Source organism: Streptomyces lucensis JCM 4490 (genome assembly GCF_014650035.1).
Classification (GTDB): domain Bacteria; phylum Actinomycetota; class Actinomycetes; order Streptomycetales; family Streptomycetaceae; genus Streptomyces; species Streptomyces lucensis.
The window spans coordinates 525618-549986 of record NZ_BMUE01000003.1; the positions used below are offsets into that span (position 1 = coordinate 525618).

At 73.1% G+C, this 24369-nt stretch carries 20 protein-coding genes; 19 read left to right on the plus strand and 1 reads right to left on the minus strand.

Annotated elements, in window-relative coordinates:
* Position 1 precedes the first annotated feature (1 nt).
* The 13 genes from IE177_RS10230 to IE177_RS10290 are packed head-to-tail and all read left to right on the plus strand — an operon-like array spanning position 2 to position 14386.
* A complete protein-coding gene (locus tag IE177_RS10230; RefSeq protein WP_190014879.1) occupies positions 2 to 1522 on the plus strand; it encodes a right-handed parallel beta-helix repeat-containing protein in 1521 nt (506 codons plus the stop codon).
* A 1-nt stretch (position 1523) separates the two neighbouring features.
* On the plus strand, positions 1524 to 2756 hold the full coding sequence (locus IE177_RS10235; RefSeq protein ID WP_190014880.1) for an O-antigen ligase domain-containing protein: 1233 nt from the start codon (positions 1524 to 1526) through the stop codon (positions 2754 to 2756).
* A 2-nt stretch (positions 2757 to 2758) separates the two neighbouring features.
* Positions 2759 to 4000 carry a glycosyltransferase gene (locus IE177_RS10240; RefSeq protein ID WP_190014881.1) on the plus strand — a complete coding sequence of 414 codons (1242 nt, stop codon included), beginning with the start codon at positions 2759 to 2761 and terminating at the stop codon, positions 3998 to 4000.
* Complete coding sequence (locus IE177_RS10245) at positions 3997 to 5232, plus strand: class I SAM-dependent methyltransferase (protein WP_190014882.1); 1236 nt, start codon at positions 3997 to 3999, stop codon at positions 5230 to 5232. Before IE177_RS10240 ends, IE177_RS10245 begins: the two co-directional genes overlap by 4 nt.
* The gene (locus tag IE177_RS10250; protein WP_190014883.1) at positions 5229 to 6059 is read left to right on the plus strand and encodes a glycosyltransferase family protein; all 831 of its coding nucleotides are present in this window, start codon (positions 5229 to 5231) and stop codon (positions 6057 to 6059) included. Before IE177_RS10245 ends, IE177_RS10250 begins: the two co-directional genes overlap by 4 nt.
* The gene (locus IE177_RS10255; protein ID WP_190014884.1) at positions 6056 to 6703 is read left to right on the plus strand and encodes a PIG-L deacetylase family protein; all 648 of its coding nucleotides are present in this window, start codon (positions 6056 to 6058) and stop codon (positions 6701 to 6703) included. The genes IE177_RS10250 and IE177_RS10255 overlap by 4 nt, the downstream gene beginning before the upstream one ends.
* 3 nt (positions 6704 to 6706) lie before the next feature.
* The gene (locus tag IE177_RS10260; protein WP_190014885.1) at positions 6707 to 7732 is read left to right on the plus strand and encodes an NAD-dependent epimerase/dehydratase family protein; all 1026 of its coding nucleotides are present in this window, start codon (positions 6707 to 6709) and stop codon (positions 7730 to 7732) included.
* Positions 7720 to 9003, plus strand: a complete 1284-nt coding sequence (locus IE177_RS10265) for a DUF4910 domain-containing protein (RefSeq protein ID WP_190014886.1) — start codon at positions 7720 to 7722, stop codon at positions 9001 to 9003. Before IE177_RS10260 ends, IE177_RS10265 begins: the two co-directional genes overlap by 13 nt.
* Before the next feature lie 5 nt (positions 9004 to 9008).
* Complete coding sequence (locus tag IE177_RS10270) at positions 9009 to 10319, plus strand: MATE family efflux transporter (RefSeq protein WP_190014887.1); 1311 nt, start codon at positions 9009 to 9011, stop codon at positions 10317 to 10319.
* Positions 10316 to 11266, plus strand: a complete 951-nt coding sequence (locus IE177_RS10275) for a glycosyltransferase family 2 protein (protein WP_190014888.1) — start codon at positions 10316 to 10318, stop codon at positions 11264 to 11266. The genes IE177_RS10270 and IE177_RS10275 overlap by 4 nt, the downstream gene beginning before the upstream one ends.
* Positions 11263 to 12495, plus strand: coding sequence for a polysaccharide pyruvyl transferase family protein (locus IE177_RS10280; RefSeq protein WP_229815980.1), 1233 nt, complete (start codon positions 11263 to 11265; stop codon positions 12493 to 12495). The genes IE177_RS10275 and IE177_RS10280 overlap by 4 nt, the downstream gene beginning before the upstream one ends.
* Complete coding sequence (locus IE177_RS10285) at positions 12492 to 13043, plus strand: dTDP-4-dehydrorhamnose 3,5-epimerase family protein (RefSeq protein WP_190014889.1); 552 nt, start codon at positions 12492 to 12494, stop codon at positions 13041 to 13043. Before IE177_RS10280 ends, IE177_RS10285 begins: the two co-directional genes overlap by 4 nt.
* A gap of 8 nt (positions 13044 to 13051) precedes the next feature.
* Positions 13052 to 14386 (plus strand): glutamate-1-semialdehyde 2,1-aminomutase, encoded by a 1335-nt coding sequence (locus IE177_RS10290; RefSeq protein ID WP_190014890.1) that lies wholly within the window; start codon positions 13052 to 13054, stop codon positions 14384 to 14386.
* 7 nt (positions 14387 to 14393) lie between these two features.
* On the opposite strand, the gene IE177_RS10295 is transcribed toward IE177_RS10290, so the two are convergent.
* The gene (locus tag IE177_RS10295) at positions 14394 to 15092 is read right to left on the minus strand and encodes a phosphatase PAP2 family protein (protein ID WP_190014891.1); all 699 of its coding nucleotides are present in this window, start codon (positions 15090 to 15092) and stop codon (positions 14394 to 14396) included.
* Between the two features lie 337 nt (positions 15093 to 15429).
* On the opposite strand from IE177_RS10295, the gene IE177_RS10300 reads away from it, so the two are divergent.
* From IE177_RS10300 to IE177_RS10325, 6 genes are all read left to right on the plus strand, one after another.
* Positions 15430 to 17442: a serine/threonine protein kinase gene (locus IE177_RS10300; RefSeq protein ID WP_190014892.1), complete on the plus strand. Its 2013-nt coding sequence runs from the start codon at positions 15430 to 15432 to the stop codon at positions 17440 to 17442.
* Between the two features lie 70 nt (positions 17443 to 17512).
* Positions 17513 to 18595 (plus strand): DNA polymerase III subunit beta family protein, encoded by a 1083-nt coding sequence (locus IE177_RS10305; RefSeq protein ID WP_190014893.1) that lies wholly within the window; start codon positions 17513 to 17515, stop codon positions 18593 to 18595.
* Positions 18596 to 18766: 171 nt separating this feature from the next.
* Entirely contained in the window at positions 18767 to 19591 is an 825-nt protein-coding gene (locus tag IE177_RS10310; RefSeq protein ID WP_229816005.1) for a helix-turn-helix domain-containing protein, read from the plus strand.
* Positions 19588 to 19794: a DUF397 domain-containing protein gene (locus IE177_RS10315; RefSeq protein ID WP_190014895.1), complete on the plus strand. Its 207-nt coding sequence runs from the start codon at positions 19588 to 19590 to the stop codon at positions 19792 to 19794. Before IE177_RS10310 ends, IE177_RS10315 begins: the two co-directional genes overlap by 4 nt.
* A gap of 280 nt (positions 19795 to 20074) precedes the next feature.
* A complete protein-coding gene (locus IE177_RS10320) occupies positions 20075 to 20536 on the plus strand; it encodes a hypothetical protein (RefSeq protein ID WP_190014896.1) in 462 nt (153 codons plus the stop codon).
* An 8-nt stretch (positions 20537 to 20544) separates the two neighbouring features.
* A complete protein-coding gene (locus tag IE177_RS10325; RefSeq protein ID WP_190014897.1) occupies positions 20545 to 24288 on the plus strand; it encodes a HEAT repeat domain-containing protein in 3744 nt (1247 codons plus the stop codon).
* The last annotated feature ends 81 nt before the right edge of the window (positions 24289 to 24369 follow it).

Sequence of the window (24369 nt, forward strand, 5' to 3'; positions counted from 1 at the left end):
CTTGGGGATCAAGTGGCGGCACTGGGCGTTGCCGACGGCACTGCTGGCACTCGCCCTGCCGACGGCGACCGGCTGTGAAGGCACGCCGGGCACGCGGCCGAAGCCGGCCGCCGTGCCGTCCACGCCCGTGGCCCGGGTGTGCGCCCGGCCCGCGTCCGGGCCGGCGAAGGCGCCGGCGGGCGCGGTGCCGGTCGATCCCGCGGTGGCCGGTGACCTGGCCGCGAAGACCAGGAACAGCCCCCCGAACACCACGTTCTGGCTGAGGCCGGGCAGGCACCGGCTCAAGGCGGACCGCTACGCCCAGGTCGTCCCCAAGAAGGGGGACGTCTACCTCGGCGCGCCGGGCGCGGTGCTCGACGGCCGCAGGACCAACCAGTACGCGTTCGGCGGCACCGCCCCCGGCGTATCCATCCGCTACCTGACCGTGCAGCGTTTCGTCGCCCCGCGCGACGAGGGCGTGGTCAACCACGACTCGGCCGACGGATGGGTGATCGAGCACTCGACGATCCAGAACAACTCCGGCGCCGGGCTGATGGCCGGTGCGGACCAGCGGATCCGCGCCAACTGCCTGCGCGGCAACGGCCAGTACGGCCTGAACGCGTACAAGGCCACCGGCCGCGTACGCGACCTGGTGCTCGAGGGCAACGAGATCACGGGCAACAACACGGACGGCTGGGAACGGCGGCGGCCGGGCTGCGGCTGTACCGGAGGCGCCAAGTTCTGGGCGGTCGACGGCGCCGACGTAAGTGGGAACTGGGTGCACGACAACCGCGGAACCGGTTTGTGGGCGGACACCGACAACAACGACTTCCTCATCGAGGGCAACCTGATCGAGGCCAACGACGGCGCCGCCCTGATCTACGAGACCAGCTACAACGCGGTCATCCGGGACAACCGGATCCGGCGGAACAACTGGGTCGAGGGCCGCCGGTACGCCGACCGCGGCGACAGCTTCCCGCTGGCGACCGTCTACCTGTCCGAGTCGGGCGGCGAACCACGGGTCCGGGCCCGCACGGACAAGATCGAGATCCGGGGGAACCTGCTGGAGGACAACTGGTCCGGGATCACGTTGTGGGAGAACGCCGACCGGTTCTGCAACAGCCCGGCCAACACCTCGTCCGGCGACTGCACGTTGCTGGTGGACAAGACGCGCCGCTGCGCACAGCCGGCGATCGGCCGCGCACCGCTCTACGCCGACTGCCGCTGGAGGACCCAGCGGGTGGACATCCACGACAACCGCTTCGTGCTGGACAAGTCCGTCGTCGACTGCACGGTGAAGTGCGACCGCATGGCGGTGCTGGCCAACTACGGCACCTACCCGGACTGGTCGCCGTACCAGGGCGACCGGGTGGCCGAGGCGATCACCTTCAAGCAGCACAACCGCTGGCACGACAACATCTACGTCGGACCGTGGAGATTCGTCGCCCACGACCCGAGCCGGATCCTCGACTCAGCGCAGTGGCAGGGCGCGCCGTACCAGCAGGACGCGGGCAGCACCTTCCGCGCCCGGGAGGGCGGTTGAGATGAGCACGGCCCACACGCCGAAGACCGTCGGGACCGTCTGGGGCCTGCTGGTCCTCAACACGCTCGGTTCCGCCGGGGCGAAGACCATCGTCCCGCTGCCCCGCTCCCTCATCCAGATGGTCACCATGGGCGCGCTCGTCACCGCGTTCGGGCTGGCCCTCGCGGTCAATCTCCGGCTGCGTATCCGGGCCGGCGCCTTCCTGTTCCTGCTCACCCTGCTGCTGGTGCTCAGCGTGATCTCCAGCGTGCACCTGGAATCCGGGTTCGGCGCGTTGTTCCGCTGCTTCCGGCTGGCTCTCTTCGTCGGCACACTGTGGCTGCTCAGCCGCTGGTGGGACGGCGGCACGACGTTCGTCCGGCACCACATCCGGATGTACCTCGCGGTGCTCGGGACGGTGGCCGCCGGCCTGGTCGCCTCACCGGGCGCGGCCCTGCCCGACCTCTACGGCGGACGGCTGGTCGGCGCGCTGTGGCCGCTCACCCCGCCGCAGATCGGACAGTACGCCGCGGTGATCACCGGGCTCACCGTGCTGCTCCTCCTGGGCCGCCGGACCGACAGGACCAGCGCGGCCGTGGTCATCGTGCCGTCCCTCGTCCTGCTCGCCCTGACGCATACCCGCACGGCCACGCTCGGCCTGCTGATCGGGCTGGCGCTGGCGATCGGCTCGCTCCTGCTGACCAGCGCCGCCGCCCGCCGGTTCTTCACCTGGGCGGTGGTGATCGGAACGGTGGCCGCGGTGGGGTTCGCCTCCGCGCTGCAGACGTGGTTCCTGCGCGGACAGAGCCAGGAGAACTTCTCCAGTCTCACCGGCCGGGCCAAGGTGTGGCACGCCCTGCTGACGGAACCCCGGACGACGACGGAGTACCTGTTCGGCGCGGGTCTGGGCGACAAGTCGTTCAACGGGCTGCCGATCGACAACAGCTGGCTGGCCGTCTACAACGAGCAGGGTGTGATCGGCGTCGGCCTGGTGGCGGCGTTCGTCGTCGTGCTGGGCACCGTGGCGTTGCTGAGGCCGCCGTCGCTGCCGAGGGCCTGCGCGATCTTCCTGATCAGCTACTGCGCGATCGCGTCGTACACCGAGGCCGGCCTCGGCGACGCCTCACCGTACCTGCTGCACCTGGCCGTGGCCGCCTCGCTGCTGGCGGCACCTGCCGCGACCGCTCCCCTCCCGGCGCCCGGCGTCCCGCGACGACGCGTCCCGCGATGGGCCAAGAGACCGGAGGTGATCTGAGCATGCACGTCCTCGTGGTGCACAACCGCTACGCCTCGGCGCAGCCGAGCGGGGAGAACAAGGTCGTCGACCAGGAGGTGGCGCTGCTGCGCGAGGCCGGCCATCGGGTCGAGGTCTTCGAGCGGCGCAGCGACGACATCGCGGCCCGGTCCCTGCCGGGCAAGGCCGCGGTGCCGCTGCTGGTGCCGTGGAACCCGGCGGTCCGTTCGGAGCTGGCCACCCGGCTGCGCACCGGGCGGCCGGACGTCGTGCACGTCCACAACGTCTTCCCGCTCCTGTCGCCGGCGGTGCTGGCCGCCTGTGCCGACGCCGGCGTGCCCGCCGTCGCCACGCTGCACAACTACACCCAGATCTGCCCGCCCGGCACGCTGCAGCGGGACGGCCGGCCGTGCACCGAGTGCGTCGGCTCCACGCCGCTGCCCGCCGTCCGGCACGGCTGCTACCGCAACTCCCGGCTGGCGACGGTGCCGCTGGCGGTCAGCATGTCGGTCAACCGGAGGCGGTGGTGGACCGGCGTGGAGCGCTTCTTCTGCATCTCCGGGGCGCAGCGCGACGTCCTGGTGCGGGCCGGCATGCCGGCCGAACGCCTGGCGGTGAAGCACAACTTCGTGCCCGAACCGGGCGTCGTCCGCACGGGCCCCGGCGAGCATCTGCTCTACCTCGGCCGGCTCGCGGAGACCAAGGGCGTGCGGCTGCTCATGAGCGCGTGGGACGAGATCGCCGCCGGCGGCGGTGTGGGCGTGCCGCTCGTGATCGCCGGCACGGGACCGCTGGAGCGGGAGGTGGCCGCCTGGGCGGCGGGCCGGGACGACGTGCGGTACGCCGGCCTGTACGACACGGCCGCATGCAGGCGGGCCATCGCGCGGTCGGTCGCCGTGGTGGCTCCCTCCACCTGGCTGGAGGCGTTCGGCCTCGTGGTGGTGGAGGCGATGGCGGCGGGGGTCCCGACGGTCGCCGCCGGGCACGGCGCCTTCGTCGAACTCGTCGAGGACGGGGTGACCGGGCTGCTGCACCGGCCGGGCGAGCCCGGTGCGCTCGCGGCCCGCATCCGCCGGGCAGCGGCCGATCCGGACCGCAACCAGGACATGGGCCGGGCGGCCCGGCGCCGTTACGAGCGGGACTTCAGTCCGGCCGTCGGGCTGGAGCGCCTGGTGGAGGGGTACCGCACCGCGATCGCGGGGCGGTCGGCACAGGCTCGCGGCGGGGACGGCCGCGCGAGCAGGGGGGATGGGGACAGCAGATGACACGATGCCGACTCTGCGGCTCGGAGGCGATGGCGAGCGTCGTCGACCTGGGGGCGACGCCGCCGTGCGAGAGCTTCCTCGCCGCGGAACAACTGGACGGACCGGAGCCGGCGTACCCGCTGCACCTGCGGGTCTGCACGGACTGCTGGCTCGCGCAGCTACCGCCGCTCATCACGCCGGAGGAGACGTTCAGCGAGTACGCGTACTTCTCCTCCTACTCGACCTCGTGGGTGGAGCACGCGCGTAGGTTCGTCGCCGACGCCGTGCGGCGGCTGGATCTCGGCGCCGACGCCTTCGTGGTCGAGGTCGCGAGCAACGACGGGTACCTGCTGAGACACGTGGTGGACCGCGGGATCCGCTGCCTCGGCATCGAGCCCTCGGTGAACGTCGGGGCCGCGGCGCGGGACGCGGGTGTGCCCACGCTCACGAGGTTCCTGGACCCGGACACGGGCACGGCCGTCCGCGCCGAGCACGGCCCGGCGGACCTGGTCGTGGCCAACAACGTGTACGCGCACATCCCCGACGTGGTCGGGTTCACCCGGGGGCTGCGCGCCCTGGTCGCGGACGACGGCTGGGTCTCCATCGAGGTGCAGCACCTGCTGACCCTGATCGAGGAGAACCAGTACGACACGATCTACCACGAGCACTTCCAGTACTACACGGTCGCGTCCGCGATCCGGGCGCTGGCGAGCGGCGGACTCTCGCTCGTCGACGTCGAGCTGCTGCCCACGCACGGCGGCTCCATCCGGCTGTGGGCCCGGCCGGCCGAGGCGGCCGGCGAGCCGTCCGGGCGGGTGGCCGAGGTACTGGACCGGGAGAAGGCCGCCGGACTGCAGGAGATGTCCGGGTACACCGAATTCTCCGCCCGGGTGGCCAAGGTGCGCCGGGACCTCCTGAGGTTCCTCATCGAGGCGGCCGAGCGCGGCGAGACGGTCGTCGGCTACGGCGCCCCCGGCAAGGGCAACACCCTGCTCAACCACTGCGGCATCCGGCCGGACCTGCTCGCGTACACGGTCGACCGCAACCCCTACAAGCACGGCAGGTTCACCCCGGGCACCCGCATCCCGATCCTGCCGCCCGAGCGGATAGCCGCCGACAGACCCGACTACGTCCTCGTCCTCCCGTGGAACCTGCGCGCCGAGCTGGCCGAGCAGTTGTCCTTCGTGCACGACTGGGGCGGCCGGCTCGTCTTCCCCATCCCGGAACTGAGCGTTGTCGAGGTGAAGGCATGAAGGTCGTACTGTTCTGCGGCGGTTACGGGATGCGCATGCGCAACGGCACCTCCGACGACGTGCCCAAGCCGATGGCGATGGTCGGCCCGCGGCCGCTGATCTGGCACGTCATGCGCTACTACGCGCACTTCGGGCACACGGAGTTCATCCTGTGTCTCGGGTACGGGGCCCACCACATCAAGGACTTCTTCCTCAACTACGAGGAGACGACGTCCAACGACTTCGTGCTGCGGGGCGGGCGGACCGAGCTGCTCTCCGCGGACATCGCCTCCTGGACGATCACGTTCGTGCAGACCGGCATCGAGTCGCCGATCGGGGAGCGGCTGCGCCGGGTGCGCCCCCACCTGGAGGGCGACGAGATGTTCCTCGCCAACTACGCCGACGTGCTCACCGACGCCCCGCTCCCGGAGATGATCGACAACTTCGCCCGGCGCGACGCGGGCGCGTCGATGATGGTGGTGCCGCCGCAGTCCTCGTTCCACTGTGTGGAACTGGGCGAGGACGGTCTGGTGGGGGGCATCACCGCGGTGAGTGAACTGCCGCTGTGGGAGAACGGCGGCTACTTCGTGCTCCGCCAGGAGGTCTTCGACCACATCCCCGAGAACGGCGACCTGGTCGCCGACGGCTGCGCCCAGCTTGCCAAGCGGGGCAGGCTGGTGGCGCACCAGCACCGCGGCTTCTGGAAACCGACCGACACCGTGAAGGAGCGGGCCGCGCTCGACGACGCCTATGCCCGGGGCGACCGCCCGTGGGCCGTGTGGGAGCACGGCGGCACGGGGGCGGGCGGGCCCGGGAGCCGCGCCGCCGCGAGGGCGGGGACCGCGTGATCCGGCTCGGGGCCGGTCGCCTGGACCGGATCGTCGCGGTGGGCGCGCACTGCGACGACATCGCCATCGGCGCCGGCGGCACGCTGCTGACGCTGTGCCTGGCGCGGCCGGGCGTCCGCGTGGACGCGCTGGTGCTCTCCGGCGGTGGCGGCGAGCGGGAGCAGGAGGAGCAGGCCGCGCTCGCCGCCTTCTGCCCGGCGGCCGACCTGCGGCTGACCGTGCACAAGCTGCCGGACGGCCGGCTGCCCGCGCACTGGGAGGAGGCCAAGGCAGCGGTCGAGGAGCTGCGCGGGCAGACCGATCCAGATCTCGTCCTCGCCCCGCGCACCGACGACGCGCACCAGGACCACCGCGGTCTGGCGCGGTTGATGACCACCGCGTTCCGCGACCACCTGGTGCTCGGCTACGAGATCGTCAAGTGGGACGGCGATCTCGGCCGTCCGGCGGCCTACCAGCCGCTGTCACCGGAGGTCGCCGAACGGAAGGTGCGGCTGCTGGAGGAGCACTACCCCTCGCAGCGGCACCGGCCCTGGTACGACCGGGAGGCCTTCCTCGGACTGGCCCGGATCCGCGGCATCGAGAGCAACGCGCGCTACGCCGAGGCGTTCGCCGTCACCAAACTCACGCTCAACCTGGGGGGTTGAACCTTGCGCGTACTACTGACCGGGCACCAGGGCTATCTGGGCACCGTGATGGCCCCGGTCCTCGCGGCCGCCGGGCACGAGGTCGTCGGTCTCGACGCCGGCCTGTTCGCCGACTGCGTGCTGGGCCCGGCGCCCGCGGACCCGCCGGGAACGCGGGTGGACCTGCGCGACGTCACGGCGGAACACGTCGCCGGGGTGGACGCCGTGATCCACCTGGCCGCGCTGTCCAACGACCCGCTGGGATCGCTGGCGCCGCAGCTCACCTACGACATCAACCACCACGCGTCCGTGCGGCTGGCCCGGCTCGCCCGCGACGCCGGGGTGCGGCGCTTCCTCTACGCGTCGACGTGCTCGGTCTACGGCGCGTCGGGCGGCGACGACCTGGTCGCCGAGGACGCCCCGCTGCGCCCGGTGACGCCGTACGCGGAGTCCAAGGTGCGGGTGGAGGACGACCTGCACGCGCTCGCCGACGGCGACTTCAGCCCGGTGTACATGCGCAACGCCACCGCCTTCGGCCACTCGCCGCGGCTGCGCGCCGACATCGTGCTGAACAACCTGGTGGGCCACGCCCTGCTGTCCGGCGAGGTCCTCGTGCTCTCCGACGGAACGCCCTGGCGCCCGCTGGTGCACGCGGCCGACATCGCACGGGCCTTCGCGGCCGCGCTGACCGCTGAGCGCGAAGCGGTTCACGACCGTGCGTTCAACATCGGCAGTGAGACCAACAACGTCACCGTCGCGGAGATCGCCGAGCAGGTCGCCGAGGCGGTGTCCGGCGCGAAGGTGGTGATCACCGGGGAGAGCGGCGCCGACCCGCGGTCGTACCGGGTGGACTTCTCCCGGTTCCGCGAGGCGATCCCCGGCTTCGCGTGCGAGTGGAGCGTCGAGCGCGGGGCGCTCGAGCTCGCGGACGCCTACCGGAAGCACGGGCTGACCCGGGAGGACTTCGAGCAGCGCTTCACCCGGCTCGCCGTGCTGCGCGCGGCGTCCGAGGCCGGCACCGTCGACGACACCCTGCGGTGGCGCCGGTGACCGGGTCCGGCGAGGAGATGCACGAGCTGGTGCGGCGGATGTACCCGCTGTGCCGGAGCATCACCGGCGACGGGGTGCGCGCCACCCTGGACATCGTCGGCGAGTACGTCCCGCTCCAGGTGCACGAGGTGCCGACCGGCACCCAGGTGCTCGACTGGACGGTGCCCCAGGAGTGGAACATCAGGGACGCCTACGTGGCCGACCGCACGGGCAGGCGGGTCGTCGACTTCACCGCGTCCAGCCTGCACGTGCTCGGCTACAGCGTGCCCGTGTCGGCGACCCTGCCGCTGTCCGAGCTGCGCGGGCACCTGCACACCCTGCCGGACCACCCGTCCTGGGTGCCGTACCGCACCAGTTACTACAAGCCGGAGTGGGGGTTCTGCCTGGCCCAGGAGATCCTGGACGCGATGCCGGACGGCGAGTACGAGGTGTGCGTCGACTCCACGCTCGCCGACGGGCATCTCACCTACGCCGAGCACGTGGTGCGGGGGCAGATCGCCGACGAGGTGATCGTCTCCTGCCACGTCTGCCACCCGTCGCTGGCCAACGACAACCTGGCCGGCGTCGCGGTGGCGACGTATCTCGCGCGGGCGCTGGCGGAGCAGAACCCGTACTACACCTACCGGTTCCTCTTCGCGCCGGGCACCATCGGTGCGATCACCTGGCTCGCCCGCAACGCGGAGCGGATCGACCGGGTCAAGCACGGTCTGGTGCTGGCCTGCGCGGGCGACCGGGGCGAGCTGACGTACAAGCAGAGCAGGCGCGGTGACGCGGAGATCGACCGGGTGATGCGGCACGTCCTGACCGCCTCCGAACGCCCGCACACCATCAGGGAGTTCACCCCGTACGGCTACGACGAGCGGCAGTTCTGCTCCCCCGGGTTCGATCTCGGCGTGGGCTCGCTCAGCCGGACCCCGTACGCGGGCTATCCCGAGTACCACACATCGGCGGACAACCCGGACTTCGTCACCCCGGAGGCGATGGCGGACACGCTGGCCCTCTGCCGCGAGGCGTTCGCGGTGCTGGACGGCAACCGGCGGTACGTCAACCTCAGCCCCTACGGCGAGCCGCAGCTGGGCCGGCGCGGGCTGTACGACTCGCTCGGCGGCCGCAGCGACGCCAAGCAGGCCCAGATGGCCATGCTCTGGGTGCTCAGCCTCTCCGACGGCGAGCACAGCCTCCTGGACGTCGCCGAGCGCTCCGGGCTGCCGTTCGACACCGTCGCCGCCGCGGCCGGCGCCCTGCACCGCGCCGAACTGATCAAGGCGTGACGCCGATGACCACCGAGGAGGAGAGGACGACGGCACCGAAGGCGCCGGCCGGACGCGCCGGGGGAACCGCCAAGCGGGCCATGGTGGGCCGGCTGTCCTGGGGGCTGGCCGACCAGGCGGCGTCCAGCATCTCCAACTTCGCGGTGGGGATCTATGTGGCACGCTCGCTGGGGCCGACCGCGTTCGGCGTGTTCAGCCTGGCCTGGGTGACCTACGGCGTCGTGCTCAACGTGTCGCGCGGGCTGGCCACCGACCCGCTCGTGGTGCGTTTCAGCGGCGTGCCGGAGGCGTCCTGGCGCGGGGCGGTGGCCCGGTCGACGGGCACCGCGCTCGTCGTCGGGACCGCCCTCGGCGCGCCCTGCCTGCTGGCCGGGCTCACGCTCGGCGGCCGCGTGGGGCCCGCGTTCGCCGTCCTCGGCGTCGTGCTGCCGGCCCTGCTGCTCCAGGACGCCTGGCGGTACTCGTTCTTCGCCGCCGGCGCCGGGCGGAAGGCGTTCGTCAACGACGTGGTGTGGGGCGTGGCGCTCGTGCCGGCCATGGTGGTCGCCGCCCGCGTGGGCGGCGTGGCGGCGTTCGTGCTCGCCTGGGGCGGGTCCGCCGCGGTGGCGGCGGCGTACGGCTGCCTCCAGTCCGGCATCCGGCCCCGGACGGGCGGAGCACGCGGGTGGGTCCGCGAGCAGCGCGACCTCGGCTACCGCTACCTGGTCGAGAACGTGGGCCTCAGCGGCGCGTACCAGCTGCGGGCGTACGGCCTCGGCGTGATCGTCGGGGTCGGCTCGGTCGGCGCGGTCCGGGGCGCGGAGCTGCTGCTCGGCCCGTTCCTCGCCGTGCTGATGGGGCTGTCCCTGGTCACCGTCGCGGAGGCGGCGCGGGTGCTGCGCCGGGCCCCGCAGCAGCTCGGGAGGTTCTGCGTCCTGCTCGGCGGCGGGCAGGCCGGCGCCGCGGTGCTCTGGGGCGCGGCGCTGCTGCTGATGCCGGACCGGCTCGGCGAACTCGTGCTCGGCGACGTCTGGACCTCCGCCTCCCAGCTCATCGTGCCGGCCACGCTCGGCGTCGCGGGCGCCAGCCTCGGCACCGGAGCGGCGGCCGGGCTGCGCGCGCTCGGTGCGGCCCGGCGCAGTCTGCGCTGCCAGATGTTCGCCTCCGTCTGCTACGCCGGCGGCGGGCTCGGCGGCGCCGCCCTGGCCGGCACGGTCGGCTCGTCCTGGGGCGTGGCCGCCGCGACCCTCACCAGCTCGGCCGTGTGGTGGCTGCAGCTGCGCTCCGCCCTGCGCGAGCACCGTCAAGACCCGATCCGTGAAGTGAGGACGTCATGACCGCCCATCCCCGGCTGAGCATCGGCCTGCCCGTGTACAACGGCGAGGAGTACCTGGCCGAGTCGCTGGACGCCCTGCTCGGCCAGACCTACGAGGACTTCGAGCTGGTCATCTCCGACAACGCCTCGACCGACGGGACGGAGGGCATCTGCCGCCGGTACGCCGCGAAGGACTCGCGCGTCCGGTACCTCCGGCTGCCCCGGAACATCGGCGCCACGCCGAACCACAACCTTGTGTTCGCCGAGTCCCGCGGTGAGTTGTTCAAGTGGGCCTCGCACGACGACCTGTACGGCAGGGACCTGCTGCGGCGCTGCGTGGAGGCGCTCGACGAGCGGCCGGAGATGATCCTCGCGCACACCGGCCAGGCGGTCATCGACGGCGACGGCAAGCTGAAGGTGCCGTACGAGTACGGACTCGCCACCGAGTCGCCGCACGCACCGGAGCGCTTCCGCAGTCTGCTGTTCGAGCCCGGTGGCGACGACTTCTACGGGGTGCTGCGGGCCGATGTGCTGCGACGGGTGAAGCCGCTCGACAGCTACCACCACGCGGACCGCACGTTCGTGGCCGAGATCGTCCTGCAAGGGCCCTTCCACCAGGTGCCGGAGGTGCTGTACTTCCGCCGCGACCACCCCACCCGGGCCGAGCGGGCGAACCCGGGCAAGCGCTCCCGGTGCGCCAACCTGGACCCGCGCCGGGCGGGCCCGCTGCACCCGACGCCCCGTCTGCTCGCCGAGTATGTCTGGGGCTTCGTCGCGGCGATCCGGCGGGCGCCGTTGTCCCCGGCCGACCGGCGCGCCTGCTATCGCCACCTGCTCGCGTGGATGACCAGCCGGGTCCGGCGGCCCGGCGCCGGCGAGCGGGTCGAGGACCGCGAGCCGGTCGCCCCGGACCGGCTCGACGTCTCGGTCGACGCCCTGGTCGCCGGCCGTGAGGGGAGGCGCAGGTGACGACGGTCCACGGCACCGGGCCGCGCGTCGGGGTGTTCGGCCTGCTCGGCTCCGGCAACCTCGGCAACGACGGGTCGCTGGAGGCCGTGCTCGGATACCTCGCGCGTGAGCACCCCGGGGCGGCCGTGGACGCGCTGTGCGGCGGACCCGAGGCCGTCACGGCCCGGTACGGGATCCCCGCGACGCGGCTGCACTGGTACAGCGGGGAGTACCGGACCGCGTCGCGTGCGGGCGCCGTCGCGGCGAAGGGTCTGGGCAAGCTCGTCGACGTCTTCCGCACCGCCGCCTGGGTGCGCCGGCACGACGTGGTGATCGTCCCGGGCATGGGCGTCCTGGAGGCCACTCTGCCGCTGCGGCCGTGGGGCTTCCCGTACTCGCTGTTCCTGCTCTGCGCGGCCGGGCGGCTGTCCGGTGCCAGGGTCGCGCTGGTCGGCGTCGGCGCCGCCCCGATCGGCAACCGGGCCACCCGGACCCTGGTGCGCTGGTCGGCGCGGCTGGCCGCGTACCGCTCGTACCGGGACGCCCCGTCCCGCGACGCGATGCGGGCGATGGGCGTGGACACCTCGCGTGACGAGGTCCACCCGGACCTCGCCTTCTCCCTGCCGGCACCGCCGGCGGGCGACCCCCCGGGCACGCCGGGCCTGGTGTGCGTCGGCGTCATGGACTTCCACGGCGGGGACGACGACCGCGCGCGGGCCGGGGAGATCCACCGGCGCTACCTCGACGGGACCACCCGGTTCGTCCGCACGCTGGTCGAGGAGGGCAGGCCGGTACGGCTGCTCACCGGCGACCGGGTCGACGCGCCGGTGGTCGCGGCGATCCTCGACGCGGTGGACTCGCCGCTGGTCACCGTCGCCGAGGTGACCTCCCTGGCCGGCCTGATGCGGGAGACGGCGGCCGCCGACACCGTGGTCGCGACCCGGTACCACAACCTGATCTGCGCGCTGAAGACCGGCACGCCCACGCTCGCGCTCAGCTATGCGGCGAAGAGCGACGCGCTCATGGCCGGGATGGGGTTGGCCGCGTACTGCCACCCGGCGCGGGAGATCGACGCCGACCGGCTGCTCGAACAGTTCCGGGCGCTGGAGAAGGATGCGGCGGAGCTGAGGCGAACCCTCGCCGAGCGGAACGAGGACGCCGCCCGGCGCCTAGGCCGGCAGTTCGCCGCCCTGACGGCGGCCCTGTTCCCGGCGACCGACCACGACCATGCCGTTTCGGAGGCCCCGTGAAAGCGACCGAGGTCCCGGCGATCGCCGGCGCCTACCTGTTCGAGCCGACGCCCCACGCCGACGAGCGCGGCTTCTTCTGCCGCACCTTCGACGCCGACGTGGTGCGTTCGGTGGGCCTCGACCCGGCCGCCTTCGTGCAGGACAGCCTGTCCCGTTCGGCCCTGGGCGTGCTGCGCGGCCTGCACCTGCGCTCCGGCGCCGGCGAGGCCAAGCTGGTGCGGTGCTCGTACGGGAAGGTCTTCGACGTCGTGGTGGACCTGCGGGCGGACTCGCCGACGTACCGCAACGTGGCCTCCTTCGAGCTGTCCGGCGAGACGCAGGCGACCCTGTACATCCCGGCGGGCTGCGCGCACGGCTTCCAGGCACTGACCGAGAGCGCCGACACCTCGTACCGCATCGACCGCCCGCACGATCCGGCCGAGGACGTGACGATCGCGTTCGACGACCCGGACCTCGCCATCCCCTGGCCCCTGCCGGTCACATCGATGTCCCGGCGGGACCGGGAGGCGCCGAGCCTCGCCCAGGTTCTGAAGAACAGAGAGAGTTGAGGACCGCGTTGGACACTGAAGGCACCGAAAGGCTCTCCCTCCCCCGCTCGAGAGCGGCGAACGAGCGGCTGCACGCCCTGGTCCCCGGGGGCGCGCACACCTACGCCAAGGGCGACGACCAGTACCCCGAGGACCTGGCCCCGGTCATCAGCCACGGCCGCGGCGCCCACGTGTGGGACATCGACGGCAACCGCTACATCGAGTACGGCTCCGGACTGCGGTCGGTCAGCCTCGGCCACGCCCACCCGCGCGTGATCGAGGCGGTGCGGCGGGAGCTCGGCCGGGGCAGCAACTTCGTCCGGCCGTCCGTCCTGGAGGTCGAGGCCGCGGAACGCTTCCTGGCCACGGTACCGACCGCCGAGATGGTGAAGTTCGCGAAGAACGGCTCCGACGCGACCACCGCCGCGGTGCGCCTCGCCCGCGCCGCCACCGGACGGCCGCGCGTGGCCCTCTGCGCCGACCATCCGTTCTTCTCCGTCGACGACTGGTTCATCGCCACCACGCCGATGTCCGCGGGTGTTCCGGCGGCGACCGGCGAACTCACGGTGACGTTCCCCTACGGGGACCTGGCCGCCACGGAGGACCTGCTCACCCGGTTCCAGGACGAGATCGCCTGCCTGATCCTGGAACCCGCCTCCCACACCGAGCCGCCGCCCGGGTACCTCGCCGGCCTGCGCGAGCTGGCCGACCGGCACGGCTGCGTGCTGGTCTTCGACGAGATGATCACCGGCTTCCGCTGGTCCGAGGCGGGCGCCCAGGGCCTGTACGGCGTCGTCCCCGACCTGTCCACGTTCGGCAAGGCGCTGGGCAACGGTTTCGCCGTCTCCGCGCTGGCCGGACGCCGCGAGCTGATGGAGCGGGGCGGGCTGCGCCACTCCGGCGACCGGGTGTTCCTGCTGTCCACCACCCACGGTGCGGAGACGCACTCCCTGGCGGCCGCGATGGCCGTGCTCGGCACCTATGTCGAGGAGGGTGTCACCGCGCGGCTGCACGCCCTCGGCGAGCGGCTTGCCGCCGGTGTCCGCGAGGCCGCGGCCGGCGCGGGCGTCGGCGACCACGTCGTGGTCCGGGGCCGGGCCAGCAACCTGGTCTTCGCCACCCTCGACGAGAACGGGCGGCCGTCGCAGGAGTACCGCACCCTGTTCCTGCGCCGGCTCCTCGCGGGCGGGGTGCTCGCCCCGTCGTTCGTGGTGAGCAGCGCGCTCGGCGACGCCGACATCGATCACACCGTCGACGTGGTGGCCCAGGCGTGCGCGGTGTACCGGAAGGCACTGGACGCCGCCGACCCCACCCCCTGGCTGGCCGGACGCCCCGTGAAGCCCGTGTTCCGGCGCTTGGCGTGACGCGGCGTCAGCGATGCCGCTGCCGCGAGGCGTCGACCGTCGGGCCGGCGAGGCGGTCGGCCACCCGGTCGATCAGCCACGCGGCCGCCGGTACCACCGCCAGCGCGGTGCACCAGCCGCCGAGGACGTCGGTCGGGTAGTGCGCGCCCAGGGCGACCTGGGCCCAGCCCATGGCGGCGCCGGAGACCAGCGCCGCGGCGAGCGCGACCGGCGTGCCGGCCCTCCTGCCGGGGCCGGGCCGGCCGGGAGCGGGCAGCGCCACCACGAGGGCGAGCGCGGTGGCGAAGGCGGTGTGGCCGCTCGGATAGGACAGGTTGCCGTCGCCGTGGATGGTGCGTCCCACCAGATGCTTGAGCAGCGTCGCCGTCCCCACGGCCATGCCGAGGCCGGCCACGACGAGCACCGCCGCGCGAGGACGCCGAAGCAGCAGACAGCCCGTCACCACGGCCACGACCAGCGTCGCCGCTCCCACGGGCTCCCCCAGGGAGTCCAGGGCCAGGGCGACCTGCCGCCACGGCGTGCCCGCGCCGTCCACCGCCGCCCCGATCCGCGCGTCCACCGTGCCGGGCCTGCTGTCGCCGGCGTACAGGAAGCCCAGCGCGACGACCACCACGGCGGCGAGGGCGGCGACCGGCCCGAGCCACGCCCGCCGGGATCGGGCGAACACCTCGCGTGCCGGCCTGCCCGACGTGCTGTCCAACGCCATGACGTGTCTCCACTCGCCACCCTGCCCGGCATGCGGTCGCGGCGGACGCCGTGGAAGGCCGTCACCCCGCTACCCGGAGCACGGTATCAACGGAGGAGATTCTGTTGACGGAGTTCACAACAACCCGTCATGCTGGCTGTTTATCTGGCTGGTTCGCGTGCGTGGGGGGCGGCACCAGGCCCGGTCCGCTGCCGCATCGGGTCCCCGCTCGGCGCATCGGCCGGCTGTCGCCGGATGACGACGAGGGGGCGAGGACCAGCGCCCGGGCCCCCTCCCTTCGTCCTCCGTCCCGCCCCGGCCCGCCGAGGCCACCCACCCCTAGTACAAGGAAGTGTTCGTGAGCGAGAACGGCCCCGCCGGAAGAGTCCAGCCGGCGCGACCCGGTGATCCCTCCCGCATAGGCCCGTACCGGATCATCGGGCGCCTCGGCGCCGGGGGCATGGGCACGGTCCATGCCGGGGTCGCCGCCGGCGGGATGCGCGTGGCGGTGAAGGTGATTCACCCCGAGCAGGCGCAGGAGCCCGAGTTCCGGGCGCGGTTCAGGCGCGAGGTCGAGTTGTCGTCCCGTGTCGCCGGGCCGCACCTCGTCCCGCTGCTCGCCGCCGATCCGGACGCGGAGACCCCCTGGCTGGCCACCGCCTACGTTCCCGGGCCGACGCTGAACCAGCACGTCACGGCTCGCGGGCCGCTTCCGGAGGGCAGCCTGTACGCCTTCGCGGCCGCCACGGCCCAGGCGCTGGCCGCCATTCACGCCGCGGGGGTGGTGCACCGCGACGTGAAACCGCAGAACGTGCTCCTCACCCCCGCCGGGCCCCGGGTGCTGGACTTCGGCATCGCGCACGCCGCCGACGGCACCAGCGTCACCCGCACCGGGGTGATGACCGGCACCCCCGGCTGGATCAGCCCCGAGCAGTACCGTGAGGGCGCGGCGGGCCCGGCGGGCGACATGTTCGCGTGGGGTGCGCTGGTGGCCTACGCCGGTACCGGCCGGCTGCCGTTCGGGGCCGGCGCCCCCGACGTGGTCGCCTTCCGCGTGATGTCCGGTGAGGCGGATCTGGACGGCGTCCCCGCACCGTTGCGCGGCGTCGTCGACAGGGCCCTGGCCCAGGAGCCCGGCGACCGGCCGTCGGCGGCCCAGGCCGCCCAGGAGTGCGCGGTCCTGCTGGCCTCCCAGGTCACCCAGGTGGCCGGCGCCGGGCCGGCGACGGCCGTGGACATGGTCGCGGCCGCCTGGGACGTGCCCGCCGGGACCGATCCGTCGTGGCAGATCCCCGCGGACCGGAGCCGTTCGAAGAAGCGGCTGATCGGCTCGGTCGTCCTCGCGGCGGGCGTCATCGGGGGGCTCGCGGGCGGAGTGGTGGCGCTGCTGCCCGGTGGCGCCGCGAAGGACACGCACGCGGCGTCTTCCACGGCGTCCGCTGCGCCCTCCTCCCCGGCCGGCCCCGGGCGGCCGTCCGCACGCACCGCGAAGGGTGACACGGCGTCACGGCAGCGGAACGCCGACGACGGTTCGGCGGCGACCGCGGCGAGCTGGGGCCAGGCGCGCGTCGCCCAGGGGGCCGGCGAGCACGACGTGGCCCGCGCGGTCCTGCACGACGAGGGCGTGGTCGCACGGGAGATGAGCGACGGCGTCGACTTCACCCCGGAAGCCGTGCGGTTCCACCCCTCACGCCGTGAGGTCTACCTCTCGTACAGGCTCAGCGCCGACGAGCAGGGCACGATGTACGCGGAGACGGAGATCGCGAAGAACATGTGCCTGACGGTGCGGGACGTCGTCCTGCGCCTGCACCCGGACCTGACGTACCGCAAGTACGTGCTGGTGAAGACGGCGAGCGGTCACGATCCCGAGGTGACGTGGGAGGACGACTTCCGCACCGACTCCCAGTGCCGGTCGGCCGCCGACGACGGCACCGGGCAGGACACGGACGGCGCCACGCAGGAGTGGGAGCCGGACGACGACGGCCTCTCGCAGGCGATGGTCCCCAGCACCGACAGTGCCGAGATCCGGGTCGCGGACGGCGCCGCCACGAAGATCATCGCGAGCACCAACGGGATGCGCCAGAAGCTCGGCACCGACCGTGTACTGGGCAACCAGCAGATCGCGGTGGGCTTCGACCCGGCCGATTCGGCCATGTACGTCTGGTCGGACTACGTGGGGTGGACTCAGGAGCAGGCCGAGGACTGGGCGGCGATGGCGGCCGGGAAGGCGTGCCGTGCGCTGCTGCGCGAGCGGGCGAGCGCGGGCGGCTCCTGGCCCTACTACCGCTACGCGGTGGCGAATCTCGGCGGCTCCGGATACCTGATGATGCGGTCCGGCACCGCGACGACCGTGTCCGACTGCCCGTCCTGAGTGACGGCTCCCGGCCGAGGTTGACCCTCGACCATGTCGAGGGCCCAGAGTTCCGGGTGTGGAGAGCGAGATGCGCAGCATCGGGGAGATGGCCCGGGACAGCGGACTGAGCGTGAGTGCGCTCCGGTTCTACGACCGCGCCGGTGTACTGGTTCCCGCCTGGGTGGACCCGGTCAGCGGCTACCGCTGGTACGGGCCCGAGCAGTCGGAGGAGGCCGTCGTACTGGCCCGGCTGCGCCGGGCGGGTATGCCCCTGGCCGACATCCGGCTCGTCCTGGCCGGCTGGAACGGCTCGGACAGCGCCCTCGTGCGGAGTCTGCTGCGGGCACATGTGCGCCGTCTCGAACGCGGGCTGTCCGACGCTCGCGGTGAGTTCTCCACACTCCGAGCCCTACTCGACCACAGGGAGAACCCCATGGCTCCGCTGCACACCGCCACCGCCCGGCTGTCCTCCTCCGCACCGGAACTGGCCGCCGCGCTGGACGCGGTCCGTTTCGCCGCCGCCACCGACGCCGAGCTGCCCACGCTCGGCGGGATGCTGTTCGACATCGAGGGTGAGGGACTTCATCTCGTGGCCACCGACCGCTACCGGATGGCGGTCGCGCAGGCACGCACGACGGGGCATGGCGGGCCCCGGACGCAGGTCGTCGTGCCCCTTCCGCTCGCCGACGCGATGCGGGCGCTGCTGGCCGGCGAGGAACCGGTCCGGCTCACGGTGGACGGTGACCGTGTGACGCTGGAGTCCGGGGACCGCCAGGCGGCCGGCCAGAGCCTCGGCCACGAGTTCCCCGACTACCGCCGCCTCGTCGACATCCCGGAAGGCCGCCGCGCCCACGTCGACACGGCGGCCTTCCGGCAGGCGCTGGAGACCGGCCCGGTCCGCGCCGGCGAGACCCGCGAGCGGGACGGCAAGCCCTGTCACCTCAGCGTGCTCCGGGTCGCGGAGAACGGATCCGTGGTCGTGTGCGAGGACGGCGACGACGCCCCGGACAGTGTCGCCGTCAACCGCGACTTCCTGCTGCACGCGCTCGCCGCCGGAGCCCGCGACGAACTGGTCCTGGAGCTGGGCGCTCCCACCGCACCTCTCGCCGTCCGCCGGCTCGACGACGAGCACACGTTCTCGCTCCTGATGCCGGTCCGCCTGGATCACTAGCCTCCGCACGGGCCGGGGCCCGTACGGCCCTTGTACGGGTCCCGTGCCGTGTCCCGGTTTCGCCGGGCCGCGTTGGACATGTCCCCAGTGGGCGGTGTCGGCGGGGTCTGCTTCGGGACGGAAGGGCGTGGGAGCGTGACGGCGGTCGGGGACGCGCGGATCAGGCGGGCGGTGAGGGCGAGGGAGGAGGGGTCCGACCTGCCGGGTGTGTGGTCGGCGTACGGAGGGCTTCTGCAACACCTGCGGATTCGGGCCGGATTGAGTCAGCAGCAGCTCGGGGACGCGATCGGGTACTCACTGGAGCTGGTCGCCTCGGTCGAGCGGGGGCGGCGGCCGGCGAAGGCGGCGTTCACCGCCGCGGCGGACCGGGTGCTGGAGGCGGGTGGTGTGCTGAGGGTGCTCCAGGACGAGGTGGACCGGGCGAAGCTGCCGCGGTTCTTCAGGAACGTAGCGCTCCTGGAGGCCGAGGCGCTGAGCAGGTTCTCGTACGATCCGCTGCTCGTTCCCGGGCTGTTGCAGACCGAGACTTACGCGCACGCTCTCCTCGGAGCGCACTTCCCGCCCCTGGACGAGGAGATCGTCGAGCAACGGGTGGCAGCGCGACTCGCGCGTCAGGCCCTGCTGACCCGCAAGAAACCGCCCGTGGTCTTCGTGTTCATCGTGGAGGAAGGCGCGCTCCGGCGCTTCGTGGGCAGTGACGCGGTCATGCACCAGCAGTTGGAGCACCTGGTGACCTGTGCGCGGATGCGCAACGTCGAACTGCAGGTGATGCCGGCCGTGCGAAGTGTCCACAGTGGACTCAACGGGCCGATGGTGCTGCTGGAATCGATGGACCGCAGGCGGCACGTCTACGTCGATGCGCAGGGCGTGGTGTCCGTCAGGTCCGATGAGGACGAGGTCAGCGAATTCTGGCTGCGGTATGGGATGCTGCGCACGCAGGCCCTCAGCACGGAGGAGTCCTCTCGTCTCATCGAGCGCATGGCAGGGGAGCTATGAGCACCGACCGGCACACCCATCAGGCCGCCGAACTGCTTTGGTCCAAGAGCAGTTACAGCGGGACGAACGGCGGTGACTGCGTGGAGGTGGCCGCCGGTGTGGGCGTCGTGTATGTGCGGGACTCGAAGGCCGCGGGAGGCGGTCCCGTGCTGCGGGTCCGCCGCAGCGAGTGGGCGGCGTTCGTGGCGCTCGCGGCGGAGTGAACCCGGCAGGCTTCTGAGCGGAACGACGGGCTCGCCCGCGTCACCCGAGTGACGCGCGCGAGCCCGTTGTCATGCCGCCGGCTCGGTCGGGAGCTGAGCCTGGCGTACGGCGGATGCCGGACGACCGTCCAGCCCCTCGGTCGTATTCGTCCCGCGCGATCGCTACGGGCGCCCCGTGAGTTGCTTCTCGTCGCTGTCGGGGCGGTGGTGCGAGCCCCTACAGTGGTGCGCTCCCGCGCAGAAGCCGGGAAACGAGGCGCATTTCAGGGAAAGAGCCAACATGGCACCAACACCTACGCGCCGGTTATGGCCCTGGGTCGTGGGATCCGTCTGCGGAGTCGCGATCGTGGCCCTGATCGTCGTGGCGATCGTGGTGGATCTGGGCACGGCCGGTGCCGTCGCCAGTGTGATCAGCGGAGTCGTCGCGCTGGCCGGTCTGACCCTGTCCGTGTTCACCCTGGTGAGGACGGGCAACCGCACGGACGGCACGGTCAGCGCGAACGGCGAACGGTCGGTCGCCGTCGGCGGCGACGCCGGGCGGGTGATCACCGGTGACCACACCACGGTCCTGCCCACGCCGGCACCCGTACCTGCACCGGCTTCCCCCGCCACTCCCCCGGCGGCACCTTCCCCGGCCGCGCCGCCGGCGCCCCGGCCGGACGTGTCGGCGTCGGGAAACCGCGCGGCGGCGGTGGGAGGCGACGCCAAGGAGATCATCACGGGGGACGGTACGCACCTTTGATACGTCGCTTGACCGGTCTGATCCGCCGCCGCTCCCCGCGTGCGGACGCCGCGACGGCCCCGGAGGCAGCCGTCTCCGGGCCGTCGGCCGCCGCCGCGCCGGAGCCGCGCGTCCCCGCACCGGCCGCTCCCGTCCCCCCGGCGGTTCCCCTCGTCCCCATCACCCCCGCCGCGCCCGCCGACCCCGTCCGCCCGGGCATCCCCGCCGTCGGGACCCAGGCCCGGGGCGACCGGGCCGTCGCGGTCGCCGGGAACGCCGGCATCATCCTCAGCGGTGACGGAAACGTCCTGCACATGGCCCCCGGCACGACGCCCGGGCCGTCCCCGGAAGCGATCGACGCCGCGACCCGCAAGTACGCGCGGAGCATGCGCGAAACCTACGGACGCCTCGACCTGGCGGTGATCACCCCGCTCGACGACCGGCACCCGCATCCGGTCGTCCGCCTGCAGGACGTGTTCGTCCCTCCCCTGGTGAGGGCCGAGTCCCGGCCGGTGGATCCGCCCGGCGCGGTGGTCCGGCGGCTGCTGGAGCAGGACGACCTGCCGGCGGACCGGCTCACCTGGCCGGAGGACACACTCGCCTCCGTCCGCGCGCGCGGCGCCCACCTCGGGCGCGCCCGCCAGTCCGTGCTCTCCCTGCTGGCCGCACCGGGCAACCGCTGCGTCGTCCTGCTCGGCAATCCCGGGTCGGGCAAGTCCACCGTCGCGCGTTTCGTGGCGCTGTCCCTCCTCGCCGACGCCGAGCCGCCCGGAGCTTCTCGCGGTGGGCGGCACTCCGCCCTCGACGCGCTCGCCGGAACCCTTCCCGTCATCATCGAGCTGCGCCGCTTCGCCGAACCACGCTGGCAGAAGGCGGGCTTCGAGGACCTGCTGCGCCATCTGCACGCCGAGGAGGGACTGTCCGTCCCGTACGAGGTCCTGCGTCTGCGGCTCGACCAGGGCCGGGCCCTGGTGGTCTTCGACGGCCTGGACGAGATCTTCGCTCCGCGGCTGCGCCGTCAACTGGAGCGCAGGATCGCCGAGTTCGCCAGGGCCAATCCGCTGGCGCGGGTCGTCGTCACGTCCCGGACGATCGGGTACGAGGACGCCGTACTGGACGAGGCCGGGTTCGGCCACCACGTGCTCCAGGATCTCGACCAGCCGCAGATCGAGACGTTCGTCCGCCGCTGGTACGCGATCGCCTGCCCGCACAGTCCGGGCCAGGCCGACCGGCTGAGTGGCAGGCTGGTCGGCGCGCTGCAAGGGTCCCGGCAGATCAGGGAGCTGGCCGGCAATCCGCTGCTGCTGACCGTCCTCGCCGTCATCGGCCGGCGGCGTTCGCTGCCCCGGCACCGCCGGGGCGTCTACGAACACGCCGTGAGCGTGCTGGTCGCGCACTGGGACCTCGACGTCAAGCTGCTGGACGAGATGCTGCCGGCCGCCGTGGCGGACGTACTGGGGCCCGAAGAGCGCATGGAACTGCTGGAGTTCCTGGCCCGCCGCATGCAGGAGGGCAGATTCGGCATCGGCGGCAACCAGATCCACGGGAGCGAGCTCAAGGCCGTGTTCCGGGAGTTCCTCGAGCAGTACGCGCTGCCCGAGCCGGACGTGCGGGCCGGTGCCCGCGCGCTCCTCGCCCATCTGTGGCGGCGCAACTTCGTCCTGGCCCGGTACGGCGGCGACGTGTACGGATTCGTCCACCGGGCCTTCCTGGAGTACCTGGCCGCCCGGGACATCGCCGCCCGCTACCGGGACCGGCGGACCTGGACCGACGTGCGGGACCTGCTGGACGACGTCGTCACCGGGCACGCCGCGGACCCCTCCTGGCGCGAGGTGCTGCTCCTGCTCGCCGGCCAGCTCAACGCCCGCGAGGCCGCGGCCATGGTCGAGCACCTGCTCGCCCTGTACCGCCGCAGTGCCGATCCCCGCATCCTCGTCCTGGCGGCACGCTGCCTCGCCGAGTTCGGCCGGCCGCAGCCGCTCGCCGCGCAGAGCAGGATGGTCGTCGACGAACTCACCACCGCCCTCTCCGTCGGCCCCGGTGACGGTCTCAAGGAGCTGGGACAGGTCCTCGCCGGTCTGCCCGCGTCATGGGAGGGGCGAGCCCGTTACCTGCGCTGGTTCCATCTGAGCGGCCAGTTCGTGCCCGAGTACCGCTTCTACGAGGACGGCGGGCTGGTCATCTCGGAGGAGTCCGCCGCCGCGCACCTGGCCTGCCACCTGTACGAGGAGCCGGCCCGGCTGCGGACACTGGCCCGCTTCCACGAGGGCGGTGGCATCCGGGCCGCCGCCCTGCGGGTGCTGGCCGAACGCCACCCCCGGGACGGACGCGGCCTGGAGCTGGTGCTCGACCGCGCCGTCACCGATCGCGACGACCGTGTGCGCCGTACCGCGCTGCAGGTGCTGGGCGAGTACTGGTGGCGCGAGGAACCGGTGCGGGAGCTGTTGCTGCGACGGCTCGCCGAAGAGTCCAGCGACTACGCCCGCGGCGCCGCGCTGACCGCGCTGGCGCAGCGGTGGGCGGACGACGAGGGGACGCCCGAAGTGCTCCTCGCGCAGGCAGGGAGCACGCGGTCCGCCCATGTGGCGCACATCGCCTTCGGCCTTCTCGGGCAGCGCTGGGCCGACCGTCCGCCGGTACGCGCGCTCGCGTACCGCGCGCTCGGCTCCCCTTCCGGTGCCGTACGGGCCGCCGCGCTGCGGATGGTCGCCGAGCACTACGAGCCGCGCGAGCGCGTACCGGCCGTGCTGCGCGGGCGCGCGGTGTCCGATCCGGACGCGCTGGTCCGTGCCACCGCGCTGACGCTGCTGGCCGAACAGTGGCCGGAGGACACCCTGGAGCCCGGCCTGCTGCGGGAGCGCGCCGTGGAGGACCCCGAGCCCTCGGTGCGCCAGGCCGCGCTGCGCGCGCTGGCCGACCGGTGCGCCGCCGACCCGGATGTGTGGACGTTCCTGCTGGACAGGGCGGACGACGAACCGCGCGGCGGGACGCGCGCGTTCCTGCTGCGGCTGCTCGGCGAGCGCCGGCCCGACGACGAGCGGGTGGCGGCCGTGCTGCTGGATCACGCGGCTCGCGACCGCAACGGCGCGACCCGTCTGGAGGCGCTGGGGATCGTCGCCGGATGGCGGCTCACCGACGTGCGGGCCGCGGACCTGCTGCTGGTGCGCGCCGTCGGGGAACGGGACCGGGTGCTGCGCGCCGCCGCGGTACGGCTGCTGGCCGGCCAGTGGCCCGAGGGCGACACCCGGGCCCGGCGGCTGCTGCTGGAGCGTGCGGTGGACGACCCGGAGAGCCTTCCCCGGGTGGTCGCCCTGCAGGTGCTCGGCACCCAGTGGCCCGACGATCCGGAGGTGCGCCGCCTGTTGATCGGGCGCGCCGTCGGCGACCCCGTCGCCCGGCCGCGCGCCACCGCGCTGGACCTCCTCGGTGAGCGGTACCCGCGGGACGAGGAGGTGCGGGCGCTGTTCGCCGACCGGGAGGCGAACGACCCCGAGTGGTCCCCGTGCGAAGCGGCCTTCCGGCACTGGCTGCTGGGCCAGGAGGAGGCGGAGCCCGTGGTCCGCGACCGGGCGCGCCACCATCGTGATCCCGCTCTGCGGGAACTGGCGCTGCGCATGCTGGTCTGGCAGTGGCCGCATCTGCCGACGACGGCGGAGACGGTGGAGGAGGCGTTGCGGCACGGGCCGCCGGGCCCGGCCTGGTGGTCGGCCCCGGAACACCTCGCCGTACTCACCGCCCTGCGGGAGCAGCCGGGCGCCGGGAACGGGGCCTGAGCCGGACAGCGGACTAGCTGTACGGGTTTCACCGATTTCACCGAAAGACCGTTCCGGAACGGTTGTTTTCGGCAAAATGGC

What these genes read in the sequence shown, in the direction of transcription:
- IE177_RS10270 (WP_190014887.1), top strand. Translation starts at nt 9,009, where the DNA reads ATGACCACCGAGGAGGAGAGGACGACGGCACCGAAGGCGCCGGCCGGA.
- IE177_RS10240 (WP_190014881.1), top strand. Translation starts at nt 2,759, where the DNA reads ATGCACGTCCTCGTGGTGCACAACCGCTACGCCTCGGCGCAGCCGAGC.
- IE177_RS10235 (WP_190014880.1), top strand. Translation starts at nt 1,524, where the DNA reads ATGAGCACGGCCCACACGCCGAAGACCGTCGGGACCGTCTGGGGCCTG.
- IE177_RS10250 (WP_190014883.1), top strand. Translation starts at nt 5,229, where the DNA reads ATGAAGGTCGTACTGTTCTGCGGCGGTTACGGGATGCGCATGCGCAAC.
- IE177_RS10245 (WP_190014882.1), top strand. Translation starts at nt 3,997, where the DNA reads ATGACACGATGCCGACTCTGCGGCTCGGAGGCGATGGCGAGCGTCGTC.
- IE177_RS10275 (WP_190014888.1), top strand. Translation starts at nt 10,316, where the DNA reads ATGACCGCCCATCCCCGGCTGAGCATCGGCCTGCCCGTGTACAACGGC.
- IE177_RS10320 (WP_190014896.1), top strand. Translation starts at nt 20,075, where the DNA reads ATGGCACCAACACCTACGCGCCGGTTATGGCCCTGGGTCGTGGGATCC.
- IE177_RS10305 (WP_190014893.1), top strand. Translation starts at nt 17,513, where the DNA reads ATGCGCAGCATCGGGGAGATGGCCCGGGACAGCGGACTGAGCGTGAGT.
- IE177_RS10295 (WP_190014891.1), bottom strand. Translation starts at nt 15,092, where the DNA reads ATGGCGTTGGACAGCACGTCGGGCAGGCCGGCACGCGAGGTGTTCGCC.
- IE177_RS10315 (WP_190014895.1), top strand. Translation starts at nt 19,588, where the DNA reads ATGAGCACCGACCGGCACACCCATCAGGCCGCCGAACTGCTTTGGTCC.